This is a genomic window from Pseudonocardia sp. ICBG1142 (genome assembly GCF_020496255.1).
In the GTDB taxonomy this organism is placed as follows: Bacteria; Actinomycetota; Actinomycetes; order Mycobacteriales; family Pseudonocardiaceae; genus Pseudonocardia.
On sequence record NZ_JAHLJC010000039.1, the window covers coordinates 1 to 20,454 of the forward strand.

Genomic DNA, 20,454 nt, shown 5'->3' on the forward strand with positions numbered 1-20,454 from the left:
AGGGCAGCACAACGGTGGCGCCACGCCCGGTCTGGTCGGTCTTCGGACGGGGCGATGCGCACGTGCAGCCCGTCGACCGGGTGGAAGGACACGTCGGCGACGGTGAGGGCGGCGAGCTCGCTGCGGCGCAGCGCTCCGGTGAACCCGATCAGCAGCACGGCGGCGTCGCGGGCGCCGATCAACCCGGCCGGCCACGTCCCGAACTCCATGTCCGCGAGCACGGTGCGCAGGTCCTCCAGCAGGAGCGGGCGCATCTGATGTGTGGCGTGGGCCCGGGCCCGCTTGATGCCGGTCAGCACCGCCCCGACCGCCGGGTCCCGGGTCGGGGACCGGTGGCCGGCGTCGGTGGACAGCGGCGATCGCGGCCAGACGCCGGCCCATCGTGGCCGGGGAGAACACCGCCTCCCCGCCCGGGGTGCGGGTGGCCTCGAGGTCGGCCAGGTAGAGCCGCACGGTGTCCACCGCCGCCGGCAGGGACTCCAGCCCCGCTGCGGCGCACCAGCGGGCGAAGTGCGCCCAGTCCCCCGCGTAGGCGAGCCGGGTGCGCGGAGCCCGCGCGGCGACCGCGTGGGCGTCGGCGCAGGCGGCCAGCGCCGCGAGGGAGGCCGCCCGGGCCGCGGCGGCCGCGACCCCGCCGGGCAGCACCGCGGTATCGAGCTCAGTGTCGGGCCGGGGGTCGGGCTCGGTCGAGGCGCCCGCAACAGGGCCCAGTTCGCCGCCCGGGCGGGCGTCGACGGCCTTCTCCCCGCTCATCCGGGCCCCTTCCCTGGACATGGACCTGCGCCCGCGTCCGCGGGATAGGTCAGATAACGCAAGATTATCGCGTGTCTCAGCCGCATCGGTGGAAGCGACCACGACTTGTTCGATGGCGATGGTCATGGGTGGTGTTCACGAACAACGACAGTGGGTCTGACCAGCGGTGATCGCGGTGAGCGCAGTGTGGCGGGGGTGGTGTGGCAGCAGCCGGATGAGTGAGGCCGGCTCGATGACGCAGAGTCGCGGCGAGAGGGACGGAAAGCTGTTCAGAACAGGGTGTCGCGCACTCGTAGTGGCCGGTATCCGGTGGGGCCGAGCTGGGCGAGCTCGCCTTCGATGTCGACCTCGATGGCGCCGAAGAAGTTGATGTTCTCCGAGTGGGCCGGGGAGATGTGGGCCAGGACCTCGTCGTCGATCCGGCGTCCGGCCGCGCGCATCTGCTCGACGGCCAGGCCGTAGTACTCGGTCGTCCACGTGACCACGGCGTTGGTCACGAGCGTGAGGCCCCATGGGGCTTGACCCCGGATCTTGGACACGCTGAATCCAGCACTGCTGGGGAAGCGAGATGATCCAGCGATCATGGCCAGGAAGAGTTTCACCGACGAGTTCCGTCGGCAGGCTGTTGATCTGTATGAGTCCATCCCGGGTGCCACGGTCCGTGGTATCGCCGACGACCTGGGTATCGCGCGGGGCACGTTGCGGGACTGGCTCACGATCCACGGCACGGGGAACAAGACCGCAGCTGATGGCAGTAGCTGCCCCAGCCCGGTACAGACCATGCGCACCACGCCGGGGTCGGGCTTGGACGGGGAGGAACCACCGGGGCAGAAGATCGCCCGTCTCGAGGCTCGGGTCCGTGAACTCGAGATCAGCGAGAAGAAGCTGACTGCCGAGCGGGAGATCCTGCAGCGGGCGGCCAAGTATTTCGCGGGGGAGACGCGCTGGTGACCCGCTTCCAGTCCGTCGCTGACCACCGGCACACCTTCGAGGTGAAGCGGTTGTGCGAGCTCGTGCACGTCTCGAGGTCGTCGTTCTACGCCTGGTTGGCGGCCGCTCCGGCCCGGGCGCGTCGGGCCGCCCGTGATGCGGTGTTGGTGGCGCGGATCCGGACGATCCATGACGCCGAGAACACCATCGGTGCACCGCGGGCCACGACCGAGCTCAACGACGGCGCCGCAGCCGGGGACAGGGTCAACCACAAACGCGTCGCGCGGGTGATGCGTGCGGCCGGGATCGCCGGCTACCGCAGCCGGCGCCGGGTGCACACCACGATCGTCGAGCAGTCCCGGCAGACGGTGCCCGACCTGCTCAGGCGGGATTTCACCGCCCCAGCACCGAACCAGGTCTACGTCGGTGACATCACCTACCTGCCCCTCGCAGGCGGGACGAACCTGTATCTGGCCACGGTGATCGACTGCTGCTCCCGCAAACTCGCCGGCTGGGCCCTCGCTGATCACATGCGCACCGACCTGGTCAGCGACGCACTCCACGCCGCGGAACGGGCCCGTGGGTCGCTACGCGGGGCGGTCTTCCACAGCGACCACGGAGCGGTCTACACCTCGAGTGCCTACGCCGAACTCTGCGACCGGCTCGGAGTGACCCGTTCCATGGACGCGGTCGGATCGTCGGCGGACAACGCCCTGGCCGAGTCGTTCAACGCCACCGTCAAACGCGAGGTCCTCCAGGACAGCACCTGCTGGCCCGACGCGGCCACCTGCCGACGGCAGGTCTTCAGGTGGCTGACCCGCTACAACACCCGACGACGACACTCCTACTGCCGGCACCTGTCCCCGAACACCTACGAACAGACACTCCCGGCTACCGTCACAGCCACAGCCGCGTAATCCGACACCGTGTCCAAGATCCGGGATCAAGGCCCGAGCTCGGCACGACGCGGGGGACGATCGCGCGAGTCGCGGACCAGATCGGTTGCGGGGTGGAGTCGCTACGGACCTGGGTCAAGCAGGCCGATATCGACGAGGGTGTCGAACCGGGTGTGACCACGGCCGAGGTGACGCGGATCCGTGAGCTTGAGCAGGAGAACCGTGAGTTGCGGCGGGCGAATGACCTGTTGAAGCGGGCCTCGGCTTTTTTCGCGGCGGAGCTCGACCGTCCCTTGAAGTGATCGTCGCGGTCGTCGACGACAACCGCGACGAGTTCGGAGTCGAGTTCATCTGCACGCACATGCAGGTGGCTCCGAGCAGCTACTACGCGGCGAAGAAGCGGCAGCGCACGCCGTCGGCCCGCGCGGGCGGTGACGCGCTGATGCTGTCGATCCTGCTCGCGTTGTGGGTCGCGAACCGGAAGGTCTACGGCGCTCACAAGCTCTGGAAGGCCGCTCGCCGCGCCGGGTATGACATCGGCCGCGACCAGGTCGCCCGGCTCATGCGTGAGCTCGGAATCCAGGGCGTGTCCCGGGCGCGGAAGAAGGTACTCACCACCCGGGCTGACCTTGACTCGGTCCGGGCGCCGGACCTGGTGAACCGGCACTTCACCCTCGACCGTCCGGATGCCCTGTGGGTGACTGACCTGACCTATGTGCCGACCCGGTCAGGCATGACTTATGTGTGCTTCATCGTTGACGCGTTCAGCCGGCGCATCGTCGGCTGGCGGGCAGCGGCGAACATGAAGACCGAGATGGTCCTCGACGCGCTGGAGATGGCCCGGGCAGCGCGGGGCGGGCAGCGGCTGATCGGCCTGGTGACGCACTCGGACGCGGGCGTCCAGTTCACGTCGGTGCGTTTCACCGAACGGCTTGCCGAGATCGGCGCCCGGCCCTCGATCGGCACGGTCGCGGACTCCTATGACAACGCTCTGGCCGAGACGACCAACGGCCTCTACAAGACCGAATGTGTCTACGGCCCCGACACGAACGGCTGGGACGACGTCGGCGAGCTCGAACTCGCCACCCTGTCCTGGGTGCACTGGTTCAACGAAGCCCGGCTACACAGCCACTGCGGCGACACCACCCCAGCGGAGTACGAAGCAGCGTTCTACGCTGCACAACAGACCGACCCCACCAGGGTCGGAATCCAATAGACCGAGCCTCCAACGAACCCAGTGCGGTTCAATGGTGTCCATGGAGCAGTGTCGGGTCTGGTGGGCGATGGCGCGGTCGGTGGCGCCGCGGAGGTGGGCGTAGGTGACGAACCCTGCTCGGAGGCTGTGGGCGCTGTAGGGGCCGCCGGGCAGTCCGGCGCGGGTGGTGGCGCCCTGGATGAGGTTGTTGATCGACTCGGGGTGTAGGGGTTGGTCGTGGACGCGGTTGCCGGTGGAGACCTTGCGCAGGATCGGCCCGGTGGTGATCCCGGCGAGGTCGAGCCAGGTGTCGAGGGCGGTGAGCGGGCAGTGGTCGGGGTGTTCGGCGCGGGGTAGGCCGATGAGTTCTGCCTGGTCGCCGGTCTGGTTGGTCTTCGAGCGGTGCAGGGTCAGGACGCGGCCGCGGCGTCCGCTGCGCAGTTCGTGTTCGGGGCCGAGCTGTTCGACGGTGAGCGCGGCGAGCTCGGCGCGACGGAGGGCGCCCCAGAATCCGAGGAGCAGCAGGGCCCGGTCGCGGGCGCCGGCCAGTGACGGTTCGCCGGGGCGGTTCTTCCAGGTGCGGGTGGTCGGGCAGGCGGCGACGGCCTGGTCGAGCAGTGGCGGCATGAGGGGGGCGGCCTGACTGGGTGGGGCGCCGTGGCTGCGGCGGATGCCTTCCCAAACGGCGGTCACACGGGCGGTGACGGCGGGATCGGGCAGGTCCGCGGCGCGGTGCGCGGCGCGGATCCCGGACAAGTGCTTGGCGATGGTGCGGACCTTCGCCCCGGTCTGGGCGAGCGCGACCAGGTAGGCCGACACCGTCACCGGCGCAGCGGGCAGCGGCGTCAGGTCGTGGTCGGTGCAGAACGCGGTGAAGCCGGTCCAGACCCGAGCGGTAGCCGCGGCGGGTGTTGTGCGCGCGGGCCGCGGCGACGTAGGCGGCCTCGTCCGGCGACAGCGGAGCGTCGACCGCGGCCGAGGCGTCCGGGGCGGCGTCGAGCTCGGCGTGCGGCACCGCCGGAGCCTAGCTGTGATGTCCAGGGAGGTTGGTCAGTCTGGTGACCGGTGGCTGGCCGCCGATGGCGGAGTGGGCGCGGTGGTGATTGTAGAAGTGCATCCAGCCGGGTAGGGCGTCGTTGCGTTGGCGGGTCGACTCATAGAGTCGGGCGTAGGCCCAGCCGTCGGCCAGGGCCCGATGGAATCTTTCGATCTTGCCGTTGGTCTGCGGGCGGTAGGGGCCGGTTCGCTTGTGAGTGATGGCGAGCTCGGCGCAGGCGTCGCGCCAGGCGTAGGACTTGTAGGCCGACCCGTTGTCGGACAGGACCCGCTTCGACGGTGACGCCGCGTTCGGCGAACCAGGCGACCGCGCGTTCGAGCACGCCGATCGCGGTCGCCGCTTTCTCATCGGCGCAGATCTCGGCGTAGGCGGTGCGGGAGTGGTCGTCGATCACGGTGTGGACGAACGCGGTCCCGATGGCCGGGCGGTAGTACTTGCCTCGTTGCCCGGTGCGCCGAGCGGTGGCCGCCTGGTTGCGGAGGCCTTGCTGTCTTCCCAGGTAACGCCAGCCCCCGCCGTCGGGGATGTTGGCGAACTTGGTGACGTCGAGGTGGATCAGCGAGCCGGGATGGGGGTGCTCGTAGCGGCGCAGCGGCTCCCCGGTGACCCGGTCGATGCGGGAGAGCCGGTTGATCCGACAGCGGGTCAGGACCGCGTGCACGGTCGAGGCGGCCATGCCCAGGTGTCCGGCGATCTGGATCGGGCCCAGCCGGTGCCGCCAGCGCAGACGCACGATCCGCCATGCCACACGAGCACTGGTCCTGCTCGGCGAGGACTGCGGCCGTGAGCTGCGGTCGACCATCCCCGCCGGCCCCTCGGCCCGGTAGCGGTCGGACCACTTCGACACTGAGCCTTTCCCAACCTGTTTGTGCTGGTCAGGTGGGATCGGAGCGGAGGAGCTGGGGCGCGATATCGCGTTGAACCCGTCTTCGCCGCTGGTGTGGGGGCCGTTCAGCGCTTCAGTGCGGCGTTGACCTGCTCCTGGGGAGGGATCGGCTGCTGGGTGCCGCGGCGGCGACCTTCTGGGGCGGCGCCAGGGGCCATCGCTACGGGCTTCGGGCCCTCCCACCAGGGAAAACAGGTTGGGAAAGGCTCACTGTCCGTGGCGAGACCATGAACATCTTCGCGGCCGCGGTGTGGGCCCAGCCGTGATCGACGACGAGTTGAGCGAGCCGCAGCCGGGCGCGCGGGGTCAGAACGGCGTTAGCGTGGGGACACGGAGGCCTCCGATGGATGAAGCGGTTCCTAGACAGCTCCACTTCACAACCGGAGGCCTTCGTCTGTCAGACAGACTCACCGATCCCGGGCGGTACAACCTCCCTGGACATCACACCTAGATCGGGTCGTGCGGCAGCCCTCACACACCACGTCACTAGATTTGACCTGAGCTGAAAGAAGGGACTCGTCCAGCCCTGACGGAGCGCTATGAGAGTGCTATGGTTGCGCTATGAGTCAAGAGATACGGCAATCGGAACTGCGCAACGACAACGAGGCTTATTCAGGGCCGCCTGGCGGGCTACCTCGCTGCGGTCCCGACCTGGAGAAACACCGCACTTCATGATCACCCTGAATAAGCCTCAAGGTGTCGATCTCGGCGCGCAGGGCGACCCGCTTACCCGGCCCAGACACCCCGTCGACGATGCCCAGCGCGCCGTCCGGATCGACCGGAACATTCATGAACCAGTTGATGTTGCTGGACAGGTCTCGCGCTGACAGCCCATACCGGGCGCCCTCCAATAGGAAGTTCTTCATACACCCGTGCTGCGCACGAGTATGCTGGCCGTAGCGGAGTGTGTTGGACTCTTTCGAGCAGGCCCCGCCAAGCGTGTCGTGCACGCCGACCTCGTCGGTGAGCACGGTCATCAACGCGACCCCGGTGTCGGCCCGCAGCACCGATCCGGTGGTGAGCCCGATTCGACCCTGGCTCCGGATCGTCTCCGGGGCCGAGTACCGCACGGCGGTGTCGGTCGAGGAGTAGAGCAAGCAGTCGACTGCTTGGTTCCCAGCGAGGTCGACGATGGTCAGCACGTCATCTGCCGTGACGATGGCGGACCAGGCCGCGCGGGCCGCGACGAGTTCGTCACGCAGCACCGTCCCGGGGATAAGTGCGGTGGGCGTGATGGTCACGGTGGTGCTCACAAGAGATTCCTCCCGAGGAGATCGGCGTCGGTATTGGCCACGGCCTGGCGGTGCTCGGGCCCGAGCGAACCGATAAGATCCCCCGCCGCGAGTCGAGCGAGCTCGTTCGGCGCAGGCCAGGCTCGGATCTCCAGCGCCGAACAGGTGAAGGCAGGCCGCGGGTCGAGTGGGTGTGCAGTATTGGCGATCAAGACGATCACGTCGACATGCAGCAGCAGGTCCACTACGGTCCCTGCCCCAGCGGATCCGATCCACTGCAGAGTCCCGTCCCCTTCGACGCGTACACCCTGGAAGAAGGACACCGATGGCGGTAAATCCCGCACCCCCAGACCGTGTTTGAGCGCACCGAGCTTGAGAAGCTCGCGACCAGCTGGGCTGTCGGACTCAGGTGCTCCGGCGCCGTAGCGTGTCTCGTTACCCGCCCGGGTCGTGGTCCCCACCAGCGCGTCGTGCGCTCCCGAGGTATCGCCGACGACGGTGGCTAGCACCCGACCGAAGCCGCTGAGCAGTGGATGACCGGTAGTGAGATAAGCCTGCCACGGGATCTTGACCGTGTCAGCAACGTTGAGCCGCTCATACGTGGCATCCGCACGGTGCAGCAGTAGATGAGCGCAGGCATCGCCGTCAGAGTCGCCGAGCCGGAGCCGAGTCCCTCGAGCCAGGACCGTTGTGGTGTAGCCGCCCGCTGCGACCGTCTCGGCGAACGTGATCCCCTCAACAGGAACGTCATCGGCCAGTGCACCTACAAGCCGCGGCACCTCGGCAGGCGGGACATGACGCATGAACCGGGTGCTCCGGCCATGCTGAGCGCGGGCATGCTCACGAGCCCCAGCAGTAGTAGAGGTACTGGACCGGGCCCCGAACGACCTGGCCAGAACAGAACGCTCGCCCACAGAGCCCTCCAGCGATCTCGATGACCCCGCTGAAGCGAGGCAGCAACCTCTCGTCAGCGTCGCGGCTGAGCCCCCCTCTAGGGCTACCTGTCTGTTACTAACTCTCACAACAGAGTTACATTCGCCGCTCAAAAAAGTCGGCCAGGAGGCTTATTCAGGCTCCGTCAGGTAAGTGTGTAGAAGATGAGTCCGATGACTGCCGAGATTGTCGTTTTAAATGTGGCGTAGGGCCGCCGGTAGTCTGTGTGGAGAACTTTCCACGTTTTGATATGGGCGATGACTCGTTCGATGGTGGCGCGTGTGTGGTTGAGGCTCTTGTTGAATGTTTTTTGCCAGTCGAGAAGTTCCCGGCCGGGTGGTTTTTTGAACGGGGTGAGCATGCCGCGCCCGATGTATCCTTTATCGCCGATCGGGGGGTATGTGGCGAGGTGGTCGAGGGCGCCGGATTGGTCGAGGCAATATAGGTCGTGTCGGGAGCCTGGGGTCGGGTCGGAGATCCACGACAGCTGCCCTTCCAGGGTGGCTGCGACCTGGACGACGACGCCGGTGGTGCGATGCTTGCCCGACCACAGACCCGGCACCGCGGCCCATGACCAGCAGGGCAGCAAGGTTCCATCGATGATGTACTGCCGATCGGCACGAAGCTCCTCTGCCGTCGGAACGACACTCCGCAGCGCCTGTGCCAGCAACGGTGTCACCCCCGTGATCGCTCGACTAACCGTCGACTGCGACACCCCATAGGTTTCCGCCAACTCCCACTGCACACGATTCCCGCGCAGATACGCCAACGTGATCACCACCGACCAGAACAACCCCAGAACCGGCGGCCAAGACAAACGTGCCTCCGTCGCGTCCCGCTGATCCTGCTCATACACTATAGCGACAAGATCCTGAATTTCATCACGCCGGAAACCAGTGGTATAGTACATACTGCGGCAGCCCGTTCATCTCGGATTGATTCGGCAAACCAATATTCGCGATGGACGGGCTGTCGCCCAACCCGACACGCCGGGCTAGATCGTTATTTCACGGGGCCTGAATAAGCCTCCAGGTAACGAGCAGGTCTCGTCGGATGTCAATGGCCAGTTCGCTCTCCCGGTTGGCGGCCAGGAGTTTTCCCCGCTGGTGGCTAGATGGTTCTCCCCGGCGGCGGCCCCGCCTTGGGTCGTGCGTGCTCAGTTCAAGGCGGTGACTCCCTTACCGGAGGTGGCTTAGGCGAGCCGGTAGCTGTCACCGTCAGTGACGACGATGTGGGCATGGTGCAGGAGTCTGTCGACGGTGGCGGTGGCCAGGGTCTTGGGCACGATCTCGTCGAACCCCGACGGTGCAGGTTGCTCGAGACGGCGAGGGAACGCCGTTCGTAGGCGGCGTCGACGAGCCGGTAGAAGCCCTCGGCGGCGTCCGGGCTGACCGGGAGCAGGCCGATGTCGTCGATGATGATCAGGTCGGTGCGGATCAGCTGGGTCAGGGCGCGGGTGATCGAGTCGTCGGCGCGGTGGCGGCGCACGAGTGCGCCGAGGTCTTCGATCCTGAACCAGGCCGCGGTCAACCCGGCCTCGACCGCGGACTGCCCCCGTACTTCGCAGAAGTGGCTCTTCCCGGTCCCGGACGGGCCGCAGACACAGAGGTTCTCTCGGCGCCCGACCCATTCCAGGCTGGTCAGGGCTTCCTGAGTGGACCGGGGGATACAGGACGCGGCGGCGTCCCAATCGCTGAGAATCTTCCCGGCGGGGAACCCGGCCCGCTGCCGGCAGGTGCGCAGGTCCGTGGCGTCGCGGCTGGCGATTTCCTCTGCAAGCAGGACCCGGACGAGCTCGGCGTGGTCCCAGCGCTGCGCGCGTGCGGTCGGGACGAGCTCGAGGAGATGACGACGGATGTGGGGCAGCTTCAACCTGCGGGTCAGCTCGACGGCCTCGGCGAGTGGGTCCCCGCTCGACGCCGACACCGGCCCGGGGCTCGCCGCGCTCATGAGGGGTCTCCTGCCGGGTCGAGCCCGGCCTGCCCGGCACCGAGTTCGGGCTCGGGGGCCGCGGTGATGCCGAACCCGGACCAGGCTGTCGTGCCGGGTTGCAGGCTGTGATTCTCACTCGACCTCGCCGGGCGGGTGCAGCTTGGCCAGCGCGACAGCCTCGGCCATCTTGCGCCGCCCCCCCCGCCCCCGAGCCAGCCGCTTCGACCAGCCAAGGACGTGGCGCCCGGTCCGAGGGCGAGGAACTCGGCTTCGGTGGCGCTGCCCGCCCGCGGCGCGCGTTCACCGGCTGCGTCCGCGGCGGCGGTGGGTGGCAGATAGTGCTCGGCCTGGATCGTCGTCGTCCCCGGCCCCGAGCGGGCGTGGTGGGCGACCTCGGCCGGGCCGTGCTCACCGACCGCGGTGATGACCAGGTCGGTGATGACCAGGTCGTTGCCGTGGAACCGGACCCAGACCCGAGTGTCGACCAGCTGATGCGGCACCGAGTAGCGCCCCGTTATCTTCTTGATCAAGCCCGGTGTGGGCTTGCAGGCCGCCGGTCGCGGTATGACTCGTTGCCCCTGTCGTTCGATGATCTGGGGGTGTTGTCACCGTGGTCGGAGGGCGCCAACGACCGCTGGTAGAGACCTGACCCGCGTGGTCTGCTCGTAACGTGGCTGCCAGCGCGGGTGTCCAGGCTGGTCTGCCACGACGACGGAAGAGCGCCGGTTGTCCGAGGAGATCGAAGCGGTGCCGTTCGCAGTGTTCTGCGGGCTGGACGTGGGCAAGTCCGAACACCACGTCTGCGCGCTCGACACTGCGGGCAAGCGGGTGCACGACAAGGCCCTGCCCAACGACGAAACTGCGCTGCGCACCGTGTTCACCGCGCTCGACCGCGCTCGCCGAGCACGGTCGGGTGCTGACGGTGGTCGATCAACCGGCCTCGATCGGCGCGCCGGCCGTCGCGGTCGCCCGCAGCCTGGGTATCGACGTAGCCCACCTTCCTGAGCTGGTGATGCGCCGGATCGTCGACCTGCACCCGGGACAGGGCAAGACCGACGCCCGCGATGCTCACGTCATCGCCGAGGCCGCGCGCAGCATGCCGCACACCCTGCGCCGGGTCGGCACCGACGACGAAACCCTGGCCGAACTCACCGTGCTCGCCGGCTACGACGACGACCTCGCCGGACAAGCCACCCGGCTGACCAACCGGCTGCGCGACGCCCTGCTGCACATCCACCCCGCCCTGGAACGCCTGCTCGGCCCCCGGCTCGACCGCGGCGGCGGGCTCGACCTGCTCGCGGCCGCGCCCGCCCCGCAGGCGCTGCGTGAGCTCGGCGCCGACGGGATCGCCGAGACGATGCGGTCCCGATCGCCCAGACTGGCCCGCAGCCTGCCCGCGCAGATCCTGGCCGCCCTCGACTCCCAGACACGTGGTCGCCGGCACGGCCGCCTTCGCCCGCGTCATCAGCGGAGTCGCCGCGCAGCTGCGCGAGGTCCACACCGAACGCGACCAACTCGCCACCGAGTTCGAGGCCCGCCTGGAGGCCCATCCACTTGGGCCGGTCCTGACCACGATGCCCGGACTCGGAGTTAGGACCGCCATCAAGATCCTCACCATCGTCGGCGACGGCAGCGCGTTCCCCACCGCCGCACACCTGGCCGCCTACGCCGGACTCGCACCCGTCACCCGTCGATCCGCCTCGCACCCCACCTACCAGGCGATGCTGGAGCTGGGCCGGGCTCAGAAGTCGCTGTTCGTGGCCCGGTACCTGCGTTCCCGGGAACTTCAGCGGGAGATCAACTCCGGGCTCAACGTCGTCGAGTCCTGGAATCGGGCGAACTCCGTGATTGCCTATGGCAAGGGCGGCGGGCTGGCCACGAACCGGCGCGACGAGCAGGAGATGATCGTGGCCTGCCTGCGGATCCTGCAGGCGGCGCTGGTGTACGTGAACACCCTGATGCTCCAGGACGTCCTCGACGACCCCGCCTGGACCCTCACCGGGGACGCCGACCGGCGCGGGCTGTCCCCGCTGTTCTGGTCCCACGTGCTGGTCTACGGCCAGGTCCACCTCGACATGACCGCCCGGCTGCACCTGCGCACCTGACGCAGCGCACCTGGCGGAGCGTCGACCGGCCGCCGGCCAGCTGGGTGCCGATCTCGAGGATGTCCCCGGCGAAAGTGAGCCGGTCGATGATCGCCGCGCAGAGCCGGGGGTCAGTGAAGGTGCGGGTCCAGCCGGAGAACGGCTGGTTCGACGCGATCGTCGCGGCGGTCGAGTCCCACCACCTCGGAAGGTCCGTCGGACGACAGTGCGCCGGTCGGTGGGTGCGTCAGGTGATCGGGAGTCCAGCCAGTCTGGCAAAGAGACCGAGGATCGCGCAGACGCCGAGGACGCGCAGCACCGACCAGCGGGCGGCGAACAGCAGCAGGGCGCCGAGCGCGGCGATCGCAAGCGGGACGGGCCGCAGCGATGCCAGGTCGGGCAGGTGCAGCGCGAGGGGGCCGTTGTCGATGGTGACGGTGCGGGCGAACAGGGTGGACGCGGCGAAGAACACGGCCAGGTTGGCGATCACGCCGACCACGGCGGCGGTGATCCCGGTCAGCGCCCCGGCGAGGTTGCGGTTGTTGCGCAGGCGTTCGATGTAGGGGCCGCCGAGGAAACGGGTGTCCGTTCGGGGAACCCCTACCGGGCACTCCCGATCATGACGGCCCGGCTTCGGCGAGCTGCGCTGATCGTGTCTCAATAGACCCGTCCGATGACTTGTCCGGTGAGCCCCGGCTATCCGTTACAGCCCCGGGCTGTGTCCGGGACCCGGGTCGGTTACGCGCGCTGCTCCACCGACGAGCAGGACCTCACCGCCCAGCGCGAGGCGCTGCTCGCGCTCCGCGTGGATCCGGATCGGCTCTACCTCGACCACGGGCTGACCGGCACCACCCGCGCCCGCCCCGGGCTCGACCAGGCCCTGGCCGCGGTCCGCGCCGGCGACACCCTGGTCGTGCCCAAGCTCGACCGGCTCGCCTGCTCGATGCCCGACGCCCGCGCGATCGGCGACGACCTCGTCGCCCGCGGAGTGGCGCTGTCGCTCGGGGCAAGCGTGTACGACCCGGGCGATCCGATGGGCAAGATGTTCTTCAACGTCCTGGCCACGTTCGCCGAGTTCGAGGTGGACCTGCTGCGGATACGCACCCGCGAGGGCATGGCCGTCGCCCGCGCCAAAGGACGTCTCAAAGGTCGCGCCCCGAAGCTGTCGGTGCGCCAGCAGCGGGAGCTGGTCCGGATGCACGCCACCGGCGACTACACGATCACCGAGCTGTTCACCGTGTCGCGGCCGACGGTGTACCGCGTCCTGGAGCGCAACGCTCCTGCAGGAACGTCAGATCTCGCGGCATCCGGCACCAACAGATCACCCTGAGTTACCTTGCCCCTGGTGACACGTTCCTTAACGGCTTCATGTAGATCATCTCCGGGGGTTGGAGCCTGGGGACTCTCGGGCCACCGGAGGTGCCGGACGCGCGGTTGACGCGGGTCGTGGAGGGGCCGAGCGCGGCTTTGAAGTGGCTGGAAGCGACTGTGAATCGGCGTTGATGGAGTTCTGGAGCAGAGGGTCTGCGGGTTTACTGGTGGTGGAGTGCTGCTGTGTCGGGCGCCAGCCCGACACAGCAGCTGGGTGGCCGCGGAGCGGCCATGATCGTCAGTACGTAGTTCCATGCTTTGAGAAGAGGAAGGTCAAGGTCGACAGACTGTGGCGCGGGTGGGTGGTTTAAGTTGCTTTGAGGCTTATTCAGGGCCGCCTGGCGGGCTACCTCGCTGCGGTCCCGACCTGGAGAAACACCGCACTTCATGATCACTCTGAATAAGCCTCTTTGGGTGTATCTGTCCGTAGTGGCTGAGTGTGTTCACGTGATTACACCGGAGGATGCTTCTTGACCAACGGGGGGGGCGTGTTCGGATGCGGTCATGAGAACGAAGAAGTTCGCATCCGCGTCCCGTGTCATTGAGACTGTGTTGGTCGTGGCTGTTGCGATGGGGTCGGCTACGGGGATTGCTGCGGCCGAGACTTCGCCCGCGTCTGCGGTTCCGGCGACTAGTCGTCATTCTCTGACGGTCGTTTCAGACCAGGAGCAGGACAAGGTGGAGGGGTTGACGCTGTTTCTCGAGCGCGTCAGTTCGGTCCCTGATTCAGTCCTTCTTCAGGGAGACTCTGCTACGCAGGACTGGTTGAGGGCGCATTATCCTGATGTTGGAAACCAGTCTCGCGCCAGTGTTATTGGCTGCGTGGGGGCTATTGGCGTTGCGGTCGGTGGGGTTCCAGTTCCTGCTGCGAAGATCTTGAAGATTAAGAAATTGGTCGCGCAGCTGGGGGGAATCAAGGAGGCTGTTCAGATTTTCTGGGGTGCGAGCTTCGCGTGGGAGAAGATTCAGGCCATCGGCGGTCCGGTAGCCGCTCTGGGGGCAGAGCTGCTTGGAATTACCGCGGTGCGTACTCAGTGAGGCTTATTCAGGCCCCGTGAAATAACGATCTAGCCCGGCGTGTCGGGTTGGGCGACAGCCCGTCCATCGCGAATATTGGTTTGCCGAATCAATCCGAGATGAACGGGCTGCCGCAGTATGTACTATACCACTGGTTTCCGGCGTGATGAAATTCAGGATCTTGTCGCTATAGTGTATGAGCAGGATCAGCGGGACGCGACGGAGGCATGTTTGTCTTGGCCGCCGGTTCTGGGGTTGTTCTGGTCGGTGGTGATCACGTTGGCGTATCTGCGCGGGAATCGTGTGCAGTGGGAGTTGGCGGAAACCTATGGGGTGTCGCAGTCGACGGTTAGTCGAGCGATCACGGGGGTGACACCGTTGCTGGCACAGGCGCTGCGGAGTGTCGTTCCGACGGCAGAGGAGCTTCGTGCCGATCGGCAGTACATCATCGATGGAACCTTGCTGCCCTGCTGGTCATGGGCCGCGGTGCCGGGTCTGTGGTCGGGCAAGCATCGCACCACCGGCGTCGTCGTCCAGGTCGCAGCCACCCTGGAAGGGCAGCTGTCGTGGATCTCCGACCCGACCCCAGGCTCCCGACACGACCTATATTGCCTCGACCAATCCGGCGCCCTCGACCACCTCGCCACATACCCCCCGATCGGCGATAAAGGATACATCGGGCGCGGCATGCTCACCCCGTTCAAAAAACCACCCGGCCGGGAACTTCTCGACTGGCAAAAAACATTCAACAAGAGCCTCAACCACACACGCGCCACCATCGAACGAGTCATCGCCCATATCAAAACGTGGAAAGTTCTCCACACAGACTACCGGCGGCCCTACGCCACATTTAAAACGACAATCTCGGCAGTCATCGGACTCATCTTCTACACACTTACCTGACGGAGCCTGAATAAGCCTCAGTGCTTCTCCTGAGTGTCGTTCGGTGAATAATGATCGGCGGGGCTAGTTGTGACACGTGAGCGTTCGTCGATACGTATCGGCGGCGACGGCATTGCGCTGCCCTGTTGCCTCATTGGATCGGTTTTCCTCTTTACAAGAGAAGACACAATCCTGCCTCTCGCTTTCTTTGGCCTCGGGGTAGGGGCATGGGCATCACTCGGATCGCCGTTGTTTGCGCGTTCCGGGGTCTCTCGCGCCGGAAGGAAGCAAGAGGCGTCGTTGACGGCAGCGAAGGCTAGAAGAATCGATCCGGTCGAGCTGCGTAGGTGGCGGGAAAGGAATCCTTCCTACAGCTTGACGGAGGCGATCGAGAAGTACTGGGAGGAAAACCCGTGAGCATGGGCTCCGGGTGAGAGGTCGTGTGGCTCGGCGTCGGGTAGTGGTCGTGGGCAAGTCGATCCGGACCGGAGCCCGCGCTAGCGGGTGAGGACCGGAAGCGACGCGGCAGCCTGGTTCTTCGGCTCAGCGCAGCGATCCGCCCGGCGGGACGGGCTTTTGCGATACCCACTTGAAGCTCGCGCGGATTGGTTACAGCTTGGCCGCGGCCGAGTGTCTGGGGCGAGGGCGGGCACGGGCCTGCCGATCATGAAGTTGTCTACGCTTCGTGATCGTCTGGAGGCCGCGTGCCCGTCCTGCCATCATGGCTGACCGAGCCGCTGTGGGACCAATTCGCGGCGCTGCTGCCCGCACGGGCCGAGTTCGATCCCACTCATCCGTGGGGCTGCCACCGTCGTCGGATCGCGGATCGGATCGTGTTCGACAAGCTCCTGCAGGTGCTGCGGTTCGGTTGCTCGTATCAGGGCATCGCCGACAGTACGTGTTCGGCGACCACCATCCGCGATCGTCGTGACGAGTGGATCCAGCTCGGGGTTTTCGTCCAGTTGCGTCGGATCGTCCTGGACGCCTACGACCGCATCGTCGGCCTGCTGCTCCATGACGTTGCCGTCGACGGCGCCATCACCAAGGCCCCCGGCGGAGGTGAGGTTGCCGGCCCGTCACCGGTTGACCGTCGCAAACAGGGTATGAAGGGCTCGGTGCTCGTCGAGGGCTACGGCATCCCGCTGGGCCGAGTCCTGGCCGGAGCCAACCAGCACGACTCCCCGCTACTGGGCCCCACTCTTGACCGCCTCGATGCTCTCGGCCCGCTGCCCGACGAGATCACTGTGCACCTCGATGCCGGCTATGACTCGGGTAAGACCCGCGACAAGCTGGCCGAACGGGGTCTGCGCGGCGAGATCGCGCACAAGGGTGAGAAGGCACCGGCCCAGGCCACCCGCCGCTGGCACGTTGAGCGCACGAACGCTTGGCACAACGGCTTCAACCGGCTGCAGCGCTGCTACGAGCGCCGGGAAATCGTCGTCGACACCTTCTTCGACCTCGCCGACACGATCATCACCGTCCGTAGTCTGATCCGGCAGGCCTGGACCACACACCGCTGGGACACCCGACCTGCGCGACGCCCATGATCACCAACCAATCCGCGCGAGCGCTAACGAAGTCCTACTGGAAGTAGGATCGTTCGATATCACCGTCCGGAGCAAACTGGCGTACTGAACCCTGAGAGATTAGTCTCCCTGACTTGATTACGCCAATATCACTAGCCGCCTTGCCTACTTCATTCAAAAGGTGGCTACTCAGAACGATCGTGCGGCCGGTGGAAACGACATCTCGCATGAGTGATCGAAGAGCTGCCATCCCTTCTGGGCACGACCATTTTGTGGCTCGTCGAGCAACAGCAGCTCCGGATCACCCAGCATGGAGGCTTATTCAGGCCCCGTGAAATAACGATCTAGCCCGGCGTGTCGGGTTGGGCGACAGCCCGTCCATCGCGAATATTGGTTTGCCGAATCAATCCGAGATGAACGGGCTGCCGCAGTATGTACTATACCACTGGTTTCCGGCGTGATGAAATTCAGGATCTTGTCGCTATAGTGTATGAGCAGGATCAGCGGGACGCGACGGAGGCACGTTTGTCTTGGCCGCCGGTTCTGGGGTTGTTCTGGTCGGTGGTGATCACGTTGGCGTATCTGCGCGGGAATCGTGTGCAGTGGGAGTTGGCGGAAACCTATGGGGTGTCGCAGTCGACGGTTAGTCGAGCGATCACGGGGGTGACACCGTTGCTGGCACAGGCGCTGCGGAGTGTCGTTCCGACGGCAGAGGAGCTTCGTGCCGATCGGCAGTACATCATCGATGGAACCTTGCTGCCCTGCTGGTCATGGGCCGCGGTGCCGGGTCTGTGGTCGGGCAAGCATCGCACCACCGGCGTCGTCGTCCAGGTCGCAGCCACCCTGGAAGGGCAGCTGTCGTGGATCTCCGACCCGACCCCAGGCTCCCGACACGACCTATATTGCCTCGACCAATCCGGCGCCCTCGACCACCTCGCCACATACCCCCCGATCGGCGATAAAGGATACATCGGGCGCGGCATGCTCACCCCGTTCAAAAAACCACCCGGCCGGGAACTTCTCAACTGGCAAAAAACATTCAACAAGAGCCTCAACCACACACGCGCCACCATCGAACGAGTCATCGCCCATATCAAAACGTGGAAAGTTCTCCACACAGACTACCGGCGGCCCTACGCCACATTTAAAACGACAATCTCGGCAGTCATCGGACTCATCTTCTACACACTTACCTGACGGAGCCTGAATAAGCCTCATGGCGGTCGCGAGTGCGAGCCGCCCCTTCATCCCAGTGGAGAATGTCCTCACACGGGCCCGCCCAGTGTCGCCAAGTCCAACTTTGCCAAGAACCGTCTGGATCTCCTCCTGGCCGACACCGATCAAGTGGGCATGCACCTGCAGATGAGCTCGGGCGGAGAGGTGACTGTACAAGCTGGGGCCGTCAACTGAAGCTCCGATCCCCCCGGTCAGCGGTGGCGGCCCAAAGGCATCGCCCAGCCGCGCACGCCGTTACCGAGGTTGTCCACCGCAGCCGCGTTCTTGCCCAACGCGACCGCGAGCGAAACTTCTGGTCAGCCGTATCCGCCCGATTCTTCCCGGTTACTACGGCGACCCCCGATGGGCCCCGACGACATCCTGGTCATCACCACCCAAGACTTCACCATCCGCAGCGACAAAGACCTCTACCAAGCCTCCTACGCCCTGATGAGCTACTTCTCCGGGCTCTGCCGACAAGGCCGGATCGCCGACGCCTACGCCGGACCCACCCAACCGCCAGCCACCGACGGTCACGACCCCGACGACCTCGACGGCGAGCACCTCACCATCCGGATCGAAGTCATCGCCGACAGCATCGACCACGGCATCACCACCGCCCTCGAGACCATGCACCGCGGCTTCACCACCCTCGGACGAACACTGCCCGACCAATACAGCCCCGACGAAATCCAAGTGCTGACCATCGCCATCGGCGGCGACGACCTGACCATCACCCACCTCGACCGCACCGCGGCCTACCGCCGGATCGGCCTCACACCTGACTTGAGCCTCCAGCCCGCCACGCCGACGGACGCAGCGGTCGAACGAACACAGGGTGGTCGAACGAACACAGCGGTCAACAGCACCAGGCCGAGGCAGTCACTCCCCGTGGAGTGTCGCGCCCGGTAGGTAACCATGCTTTCCTGGCCACATGCACCAGAACAACGCGACCGCGGACCCGCCCCTCCTCCACGCCACCTCCTCGACCGCAGACTCGGGCAGGTCGTGTGCCTGCAGCCCGGCCTGCTCCTGCGGCTGCCAAACGGGCCGATCGTGTACGTGCACACCCCACGCAGAAGGCCTGAACGCGTGACATCGCCGCTGTCGTTCCCGCTCTCCGCGCTCGCCCAAACGATCGCACGGCTACTGATTGGCGGGGTATTGATCGCTCACGGAATCCAGAAAGCCCTCGGGTTCAGCGGCATCGTCGAGGCTTTCACCACAATGGGAATCCCCCTGCCCACCGCGACCGCGGCGATCGCGATGAGCATCGAACTCGTCGGAGGACTCGCGCTCCTCACCGGGACCGCGACCACCCTCGCCGGGCTACTGGTCACCGTCAATATGCTCGGAGCGGTCGTGTTCGTCCACTCCCCGGCGGCCGTGTTCGTCGACGCCGGCGGCTGGGAACTGGTCGGCGTCCTCGCCGCCGGTGCCCTCCTGCTCGCCGCGACCGGCCCCGGCCCCTGGTCGGTCGACGCCCTACTTACCTCTGGTGGCACCGAACCTGGCGTCGGCACGCCCCCATCCGGATCGTCAGACGGGGCAGTCGAATAACATGACGATCATGTCCACGACATCAGCACAGACGATGAGGCCCCGTGACGTGCTGGTCATCGTCCGTCAGGACTTCGACCTCCCCGGTAAGAACCTCCCCGCGACCGCGCAGGTTCTCACCGAACACTTCACCAGACTACTCCACCGCGACCACCTCACCCAGGCCTTCGCTGGCGTCATCTACAACACCCGACACGGCCGCAGCAAACACCTACTCACCGTGCAGATCGACGTCACCGCCCGCGACACCACCACCGGACTCGCCACCGCACTTAACACCATCCGCGACGCTTTCCGGTTACTGCCCACCGCCCTCCCCGAACAGTTCACCGGCGCCGAGACTGAACGCCTCGCCACCGTGATCATCGGCAGCGACGACCTCCACGTCACCACCCGCACCGGGACTGGCAAGTTTCCGGCGTAACCGGTGTGGGACTGTAAGGACAACGGTGCAACTCCGATCAAGAAGACTGGGCGAGTTCAACCGGTTGTTGCAACACCGGGTTGTTGGGGCCTGTCTCGTGAACGGTGTTTCCGGCGGTGTTGTCAGTAGGTCTCGGCTCCCGGCCAGCGGTCACCAAAGGTGATGGCGAAGGCGTTGAGTACGGGTTTCCAGCGCATCGTCCATCGGGTGCGACCTGTCCCGGTGGGGTCCAGACTGCGGGTCACAAGGTACAGGCACTTCATCGCGGCCTGCTCGGTCGGGAAAAGCCCGCGAGCGCGGACCGCGCGGCGGTAGCGGGCGTTCAACGACTCGAACGCATTCGTCGTGCAGATCACCTTCCGGATTTTGATGTCGTAGGCCAGGAACGGGACGGACTCGATCCAGGCGTGCTGCCAAAGCCGGATCATCGCCCCGTACTGACGTCCCCAGTTCCCGTCGAGAGCGTCCAGCGAGGCGGCCGCGGTGTCCGCGTTCGGGGCGGTGTAGATCGCTGTGATGTCCCGTTTCACCGCGTCCCAGTCGGTGAGCCTTTCCCAACCT

At 66.3% G+C, this 20,454-nt stretch carries 19 protein-coding genes, 7 pseudogenes and 1 other annotated feature; of the genes and pseudogenes, 13 read left to right on the forward strand and 13 right to left on the reverse strand.

Going from position 1 to position 20,454, the window contains the following annotated elements; genetic code table 11:
- Positions 1-299, reverse strand: a pseudogene (locus tag KPL59_RS33635) (hypothetical protein); the annotation flags it as partial.
- Positions 300-1,022: 723 nt separating this feature from the next.
- Positions 1,023-1,250 (reverse strand): Tn3 family transposase, encoded by a 228-nt coding sequence (locus KPL59_RS33640; RefSeq protein WP_308187998.1) that lies wholly within the window; start codon positions 1,248-1,250, stop codon positions 1,023-1,025.
- A gap of 85 nt (positions 1,251-1,335) precedes the next feature.
- Between KPL59_RS33640 and KPL59_RS33645 the strand changes: the two genes are divergently transcribed.
- Positions 1,336-2,600 (forward strand): IS3 family transposase gene (locus tag KPL59_RS33645; protein WP_226363196.1). Its coding sequence is split into 2 segments (ribosomal slippage): positions 1,336-1,687 and positions 1,687-2,600, totalling 1,266 coding nucleotides; the frame shifts between segments, so codons are not numbered across the junction.
- A 29-nt stretch (positions 2,601-2,629) separates the two neighbouring features.
- Positions 2,630-3,795 (forward strand): annotated as a pseudogene (locus tag KPL59_RS33650) (IS3 family transposase); the annotation flags it as partial.
- Positions 2,842-2,955 (forward strand) — a sequence feature (AL1L pseudoknot). (Overlaps the previous pseudogene by 114 nt.)
- Here the strand turns inward: KPL59_RS33650 and KPL59_RS33655 are convergent.
- The 8 genes and pseudogenes from KPL59_RS33655 to KPL59_RS33685 form a co-directional block, all read right to left on the reverse strand.
- Positions 3,700-4,599 (reverse strand): site-specific integrase, encoded by a 900-nt coding sequence (locus tag KPL59_RS33655; RefSeq protein ID WP_226363217.1) that lies wholly within the window; start codon positions 4,597-4,599, stop codon positions 3,700-3,702. The pseudogene KPL59_RS33650 and the gene KPL59_RS33655 sit on opposite strands and share 96 nt — an antisense overlap.
- Positions 4,600-4,798: 199 nt before the next feature.
- Positions 4,799-5,681: pseudogene (locus KPL59_RS33660) on the reverse strand (IS481 family transposase); the annotation flags it as partial.
- Positions 5,682-6,325: 644 nt separating this feature from the next.
- Entirely contained in the window at positions 6,326-6,970 is a 645-nt protein-coding gene (locus KPL59_RS33665) for a DUF1989 domain-containing protein (RefSeq protein ID WP_226363218.1), read from the reverse strand.
- Entirely contained in the window at positions 6,967-7,752 is a 786-nt protein-coding gene (locus KPL59_RS33670) for an urea amidolyase associated protein UAAP1 (protein WP_226363219.1), read from the reverse strand. Before KPL59_RS33670 ends, KPL59_RS33665 begins: the two co-directional genes overlap by 4 nt.
- A gap of 275 nt (positions 7,753-8,027) precedes the next feature.
- Positions 8,028-8,792 carry a transposase gene (locus tag KPL59_RS33675; protein WP_226359944.1) on the reverse strand — a complete coding sequence of 255 codons (765 nt, stop codon included), beginning with the start codon at positions 8,790-8,792 and terminating at the stop codon, positions 8,028-8,030.
- Positions 8,793-9,074: 282 nt separating this feature from the next.
- Complete coding sequence (locus KPL59_RS38030; protein ID WP_374111706.1) at positions 9,075-9,167, reverse strand: ATP-binding protein; 93 nt, start codon at positions 9,165-9,167, stop codon at positions 9,075-9,077.
- Between the two features lie 83 nt (positions 9,168-9,250).
- Positions 9,251-9,832 (reverse strand): annotated as a pseudogene (locus tag KPL59_RS33680) (ATP-binding protein); the annotation flags it as partial.
- Positions 9,829-10,344, reverse strand: a complete 516-nt coding sequence (locus KPL59_RS33685; protein ID WP_226363220.1) for a hypothetical protein — start codon at positions 10,342-10,344, stop codon at positions 9,829-9,831. The gene KPL59_RS33685 and the pseudogene KPL59_RS33680, both read right to left, overlap by 4 nt.
- A 247-nt stretch (positions 10,345-10,591) precedes the next feature.
- Between KPL59_RS33685 and KPL59_RS38035 the strand changes: the two genes are divergently transcribed.
- The 3 genes and pseudogenes from KPL59_RS38035 (at position 10,592) to KPL59_RS33695 (ending at position 11,919) form a co-directional block, all read left to right on the forward strand.
- Positions 10,592-10,819, forward strand: coding sequence for a transposase (locus tag KPL59_RS38035; RefSeq protein ID WP_374111707.1), 228 nt, complete (start codon positions 10,592-10,594; stop codon positions 10,817-10,819).
- Positions 10,737-10,994: pseudogene (locus KPL59_RS38040) on the forward strand (transposase); the annotation flags it as partial. The gene KPL59_RS38035 and the pseudogene KPL59_RS38040, both read left to right, overlap by 83 nt.
- Before the next feature lie 250 nt (positions 10,995-11,244).
- On the forward strand, positions 11,245-11,919 hold the full coding sequence (locus KPL59_RS33695; RefSeq protein ID WP_226363221.1) for a Tn3 family transposase: 675 nt from the start codon (positions 11,245-11,247) through the stop codon (positions 11,917-11,919).
- On the opposite strand, the pseudogene KPL59_RS36620 reads toward KPL59_RS33695, so the two are convergent.
- A pseudogene (locus KPL59_RS36620) lies at positions 11,810-12,085 on the reverse strand (ATP-binding protein); the annotation flags it as partial. The gene KPL59_RS33695 and the pseudogene KPL59_RS36620 sit on opposite strands and share 110 nt — an antisense overlap.
- Before the next feature lie 60 nt (positions 12,086-12,145).
- Entirely contained in the window at positions 12,146-12,559 is a 414-nt protein-coding gene (locus KPL59_RS33705) for a chromate transporter (protein ID WP_226363222.1), read from the reverse strand.
- A gap of 57 nt (positions 12,560-12,616) precedes the next feature.
- Here KPL59_RS33705 and KPL59_RS33710 point away from each other — a divergent pair, with 57 nt between their 5' ends.
- From KPL59_RS33710 to KPL59_RS33745, 8 genes are all read left to right on the forward strand, one after another.
- Entirely contained in the window at positions 12,617-13,228 is a 612-nt protein-coding gene (locus KPL59_RS33710) for a recombinase family protein (RefSeq protein ID WP_226363223.1), read from the forward strand.
- A 545-nt stretch (positions 13,229-13,773) separates the two neighbouring features.
- Positions 13,774-14,307 (forward strand): hypothetical protein, encoded by a 534-nt coding sequence (locus KPL59_RS33715; RefSeq protein WP_226363224.1) that lies wholly within the window; start codon positions 13,774-13,776, stop codon positions 14,305-14,307.
- Positions 14,308-14,424: 117 nt separating this feature from the next.
- Positions 14,425-15,189 carry a transposase gene (locus tag KPL59_RS33720; protein ID WP_226359754.1) on the forward strand — a complete coding sequence of 255 codons (765 nt, stop codon included), beginning with the start codon at positions 14,425-14,427 and terminating at the stop codon, positions 15,187-15,189.
- Between the two features lie 683 nt (positions 15,190-15,872).
- Complete coding sequence (locus KPL59_RS33725; protein WP_226363226.1) at positions 15,873-16,715, forward strand: IS5 family transposase; 843 nt, start codon at positions 15,873-15,875, stop codon at positions 16,713-16,715.
- A 411-nt stretch (positions 16,716-17,126) separates the two neighbouring features.
- Positions 17,127-17,891, forward strand: coding sequence for a transposase (locus KPL59_RS33730; protein WP_226359656.1), 765 nt, complete (start codon positions 17,127-17,129; stop codon positions 17,889-17,891).
- Between the two features lie 381 nt (positions 17,892-18,272).
- Complete coding sequence (locus tag KPL59_RS33735; protein ID WP_226363227.1) at positions 18,273-18,821, forward strand: hypothetical protein; 549 nt, start codon at positions 18,273-18,275, stop codon at positions 18,819-18,821.
- 144 nt (positions 18,822-18,965) lie between these two features.
- A complete protein-coding gene (locus tag KPL59_RS33740) occupies positions 18,966-19,469 on the forward strand; it encodes a DoxX family protein (RefSeq protein ID WP_226363228.1) in 504 nt (167 codons plus the stop codon).
- Positions 19,470-19,518: 49 nt separating this feature from the next.
- Positions 19,519-19,893 carry a hypothetical protein gene (locus KPL59_RS33745; RefSeq protein WP_226363229.1) on the forward strand — a complete coding sequence of 125 codons (375 nt, stop codon included), beginning with the start codon at positions 19,519-19,521 and terminating at the stop codon, positions 19,891-19,893.
- A 122-nt stretch (positions 19,894-20,015) separates the two neighbouring features.
- Here KPL59_RS33745 and KPL59_RS33750 read toward each other — a convergent pair.
- A pseudogene (locus tag KPL59_RS33750) lies at positions 20,016-20,435 on the reverse strand (transposase); the annotation flags it as partial.
- Between the last annotated feature and the right edge of the window lie 19 nt (positions 20,436-20,454).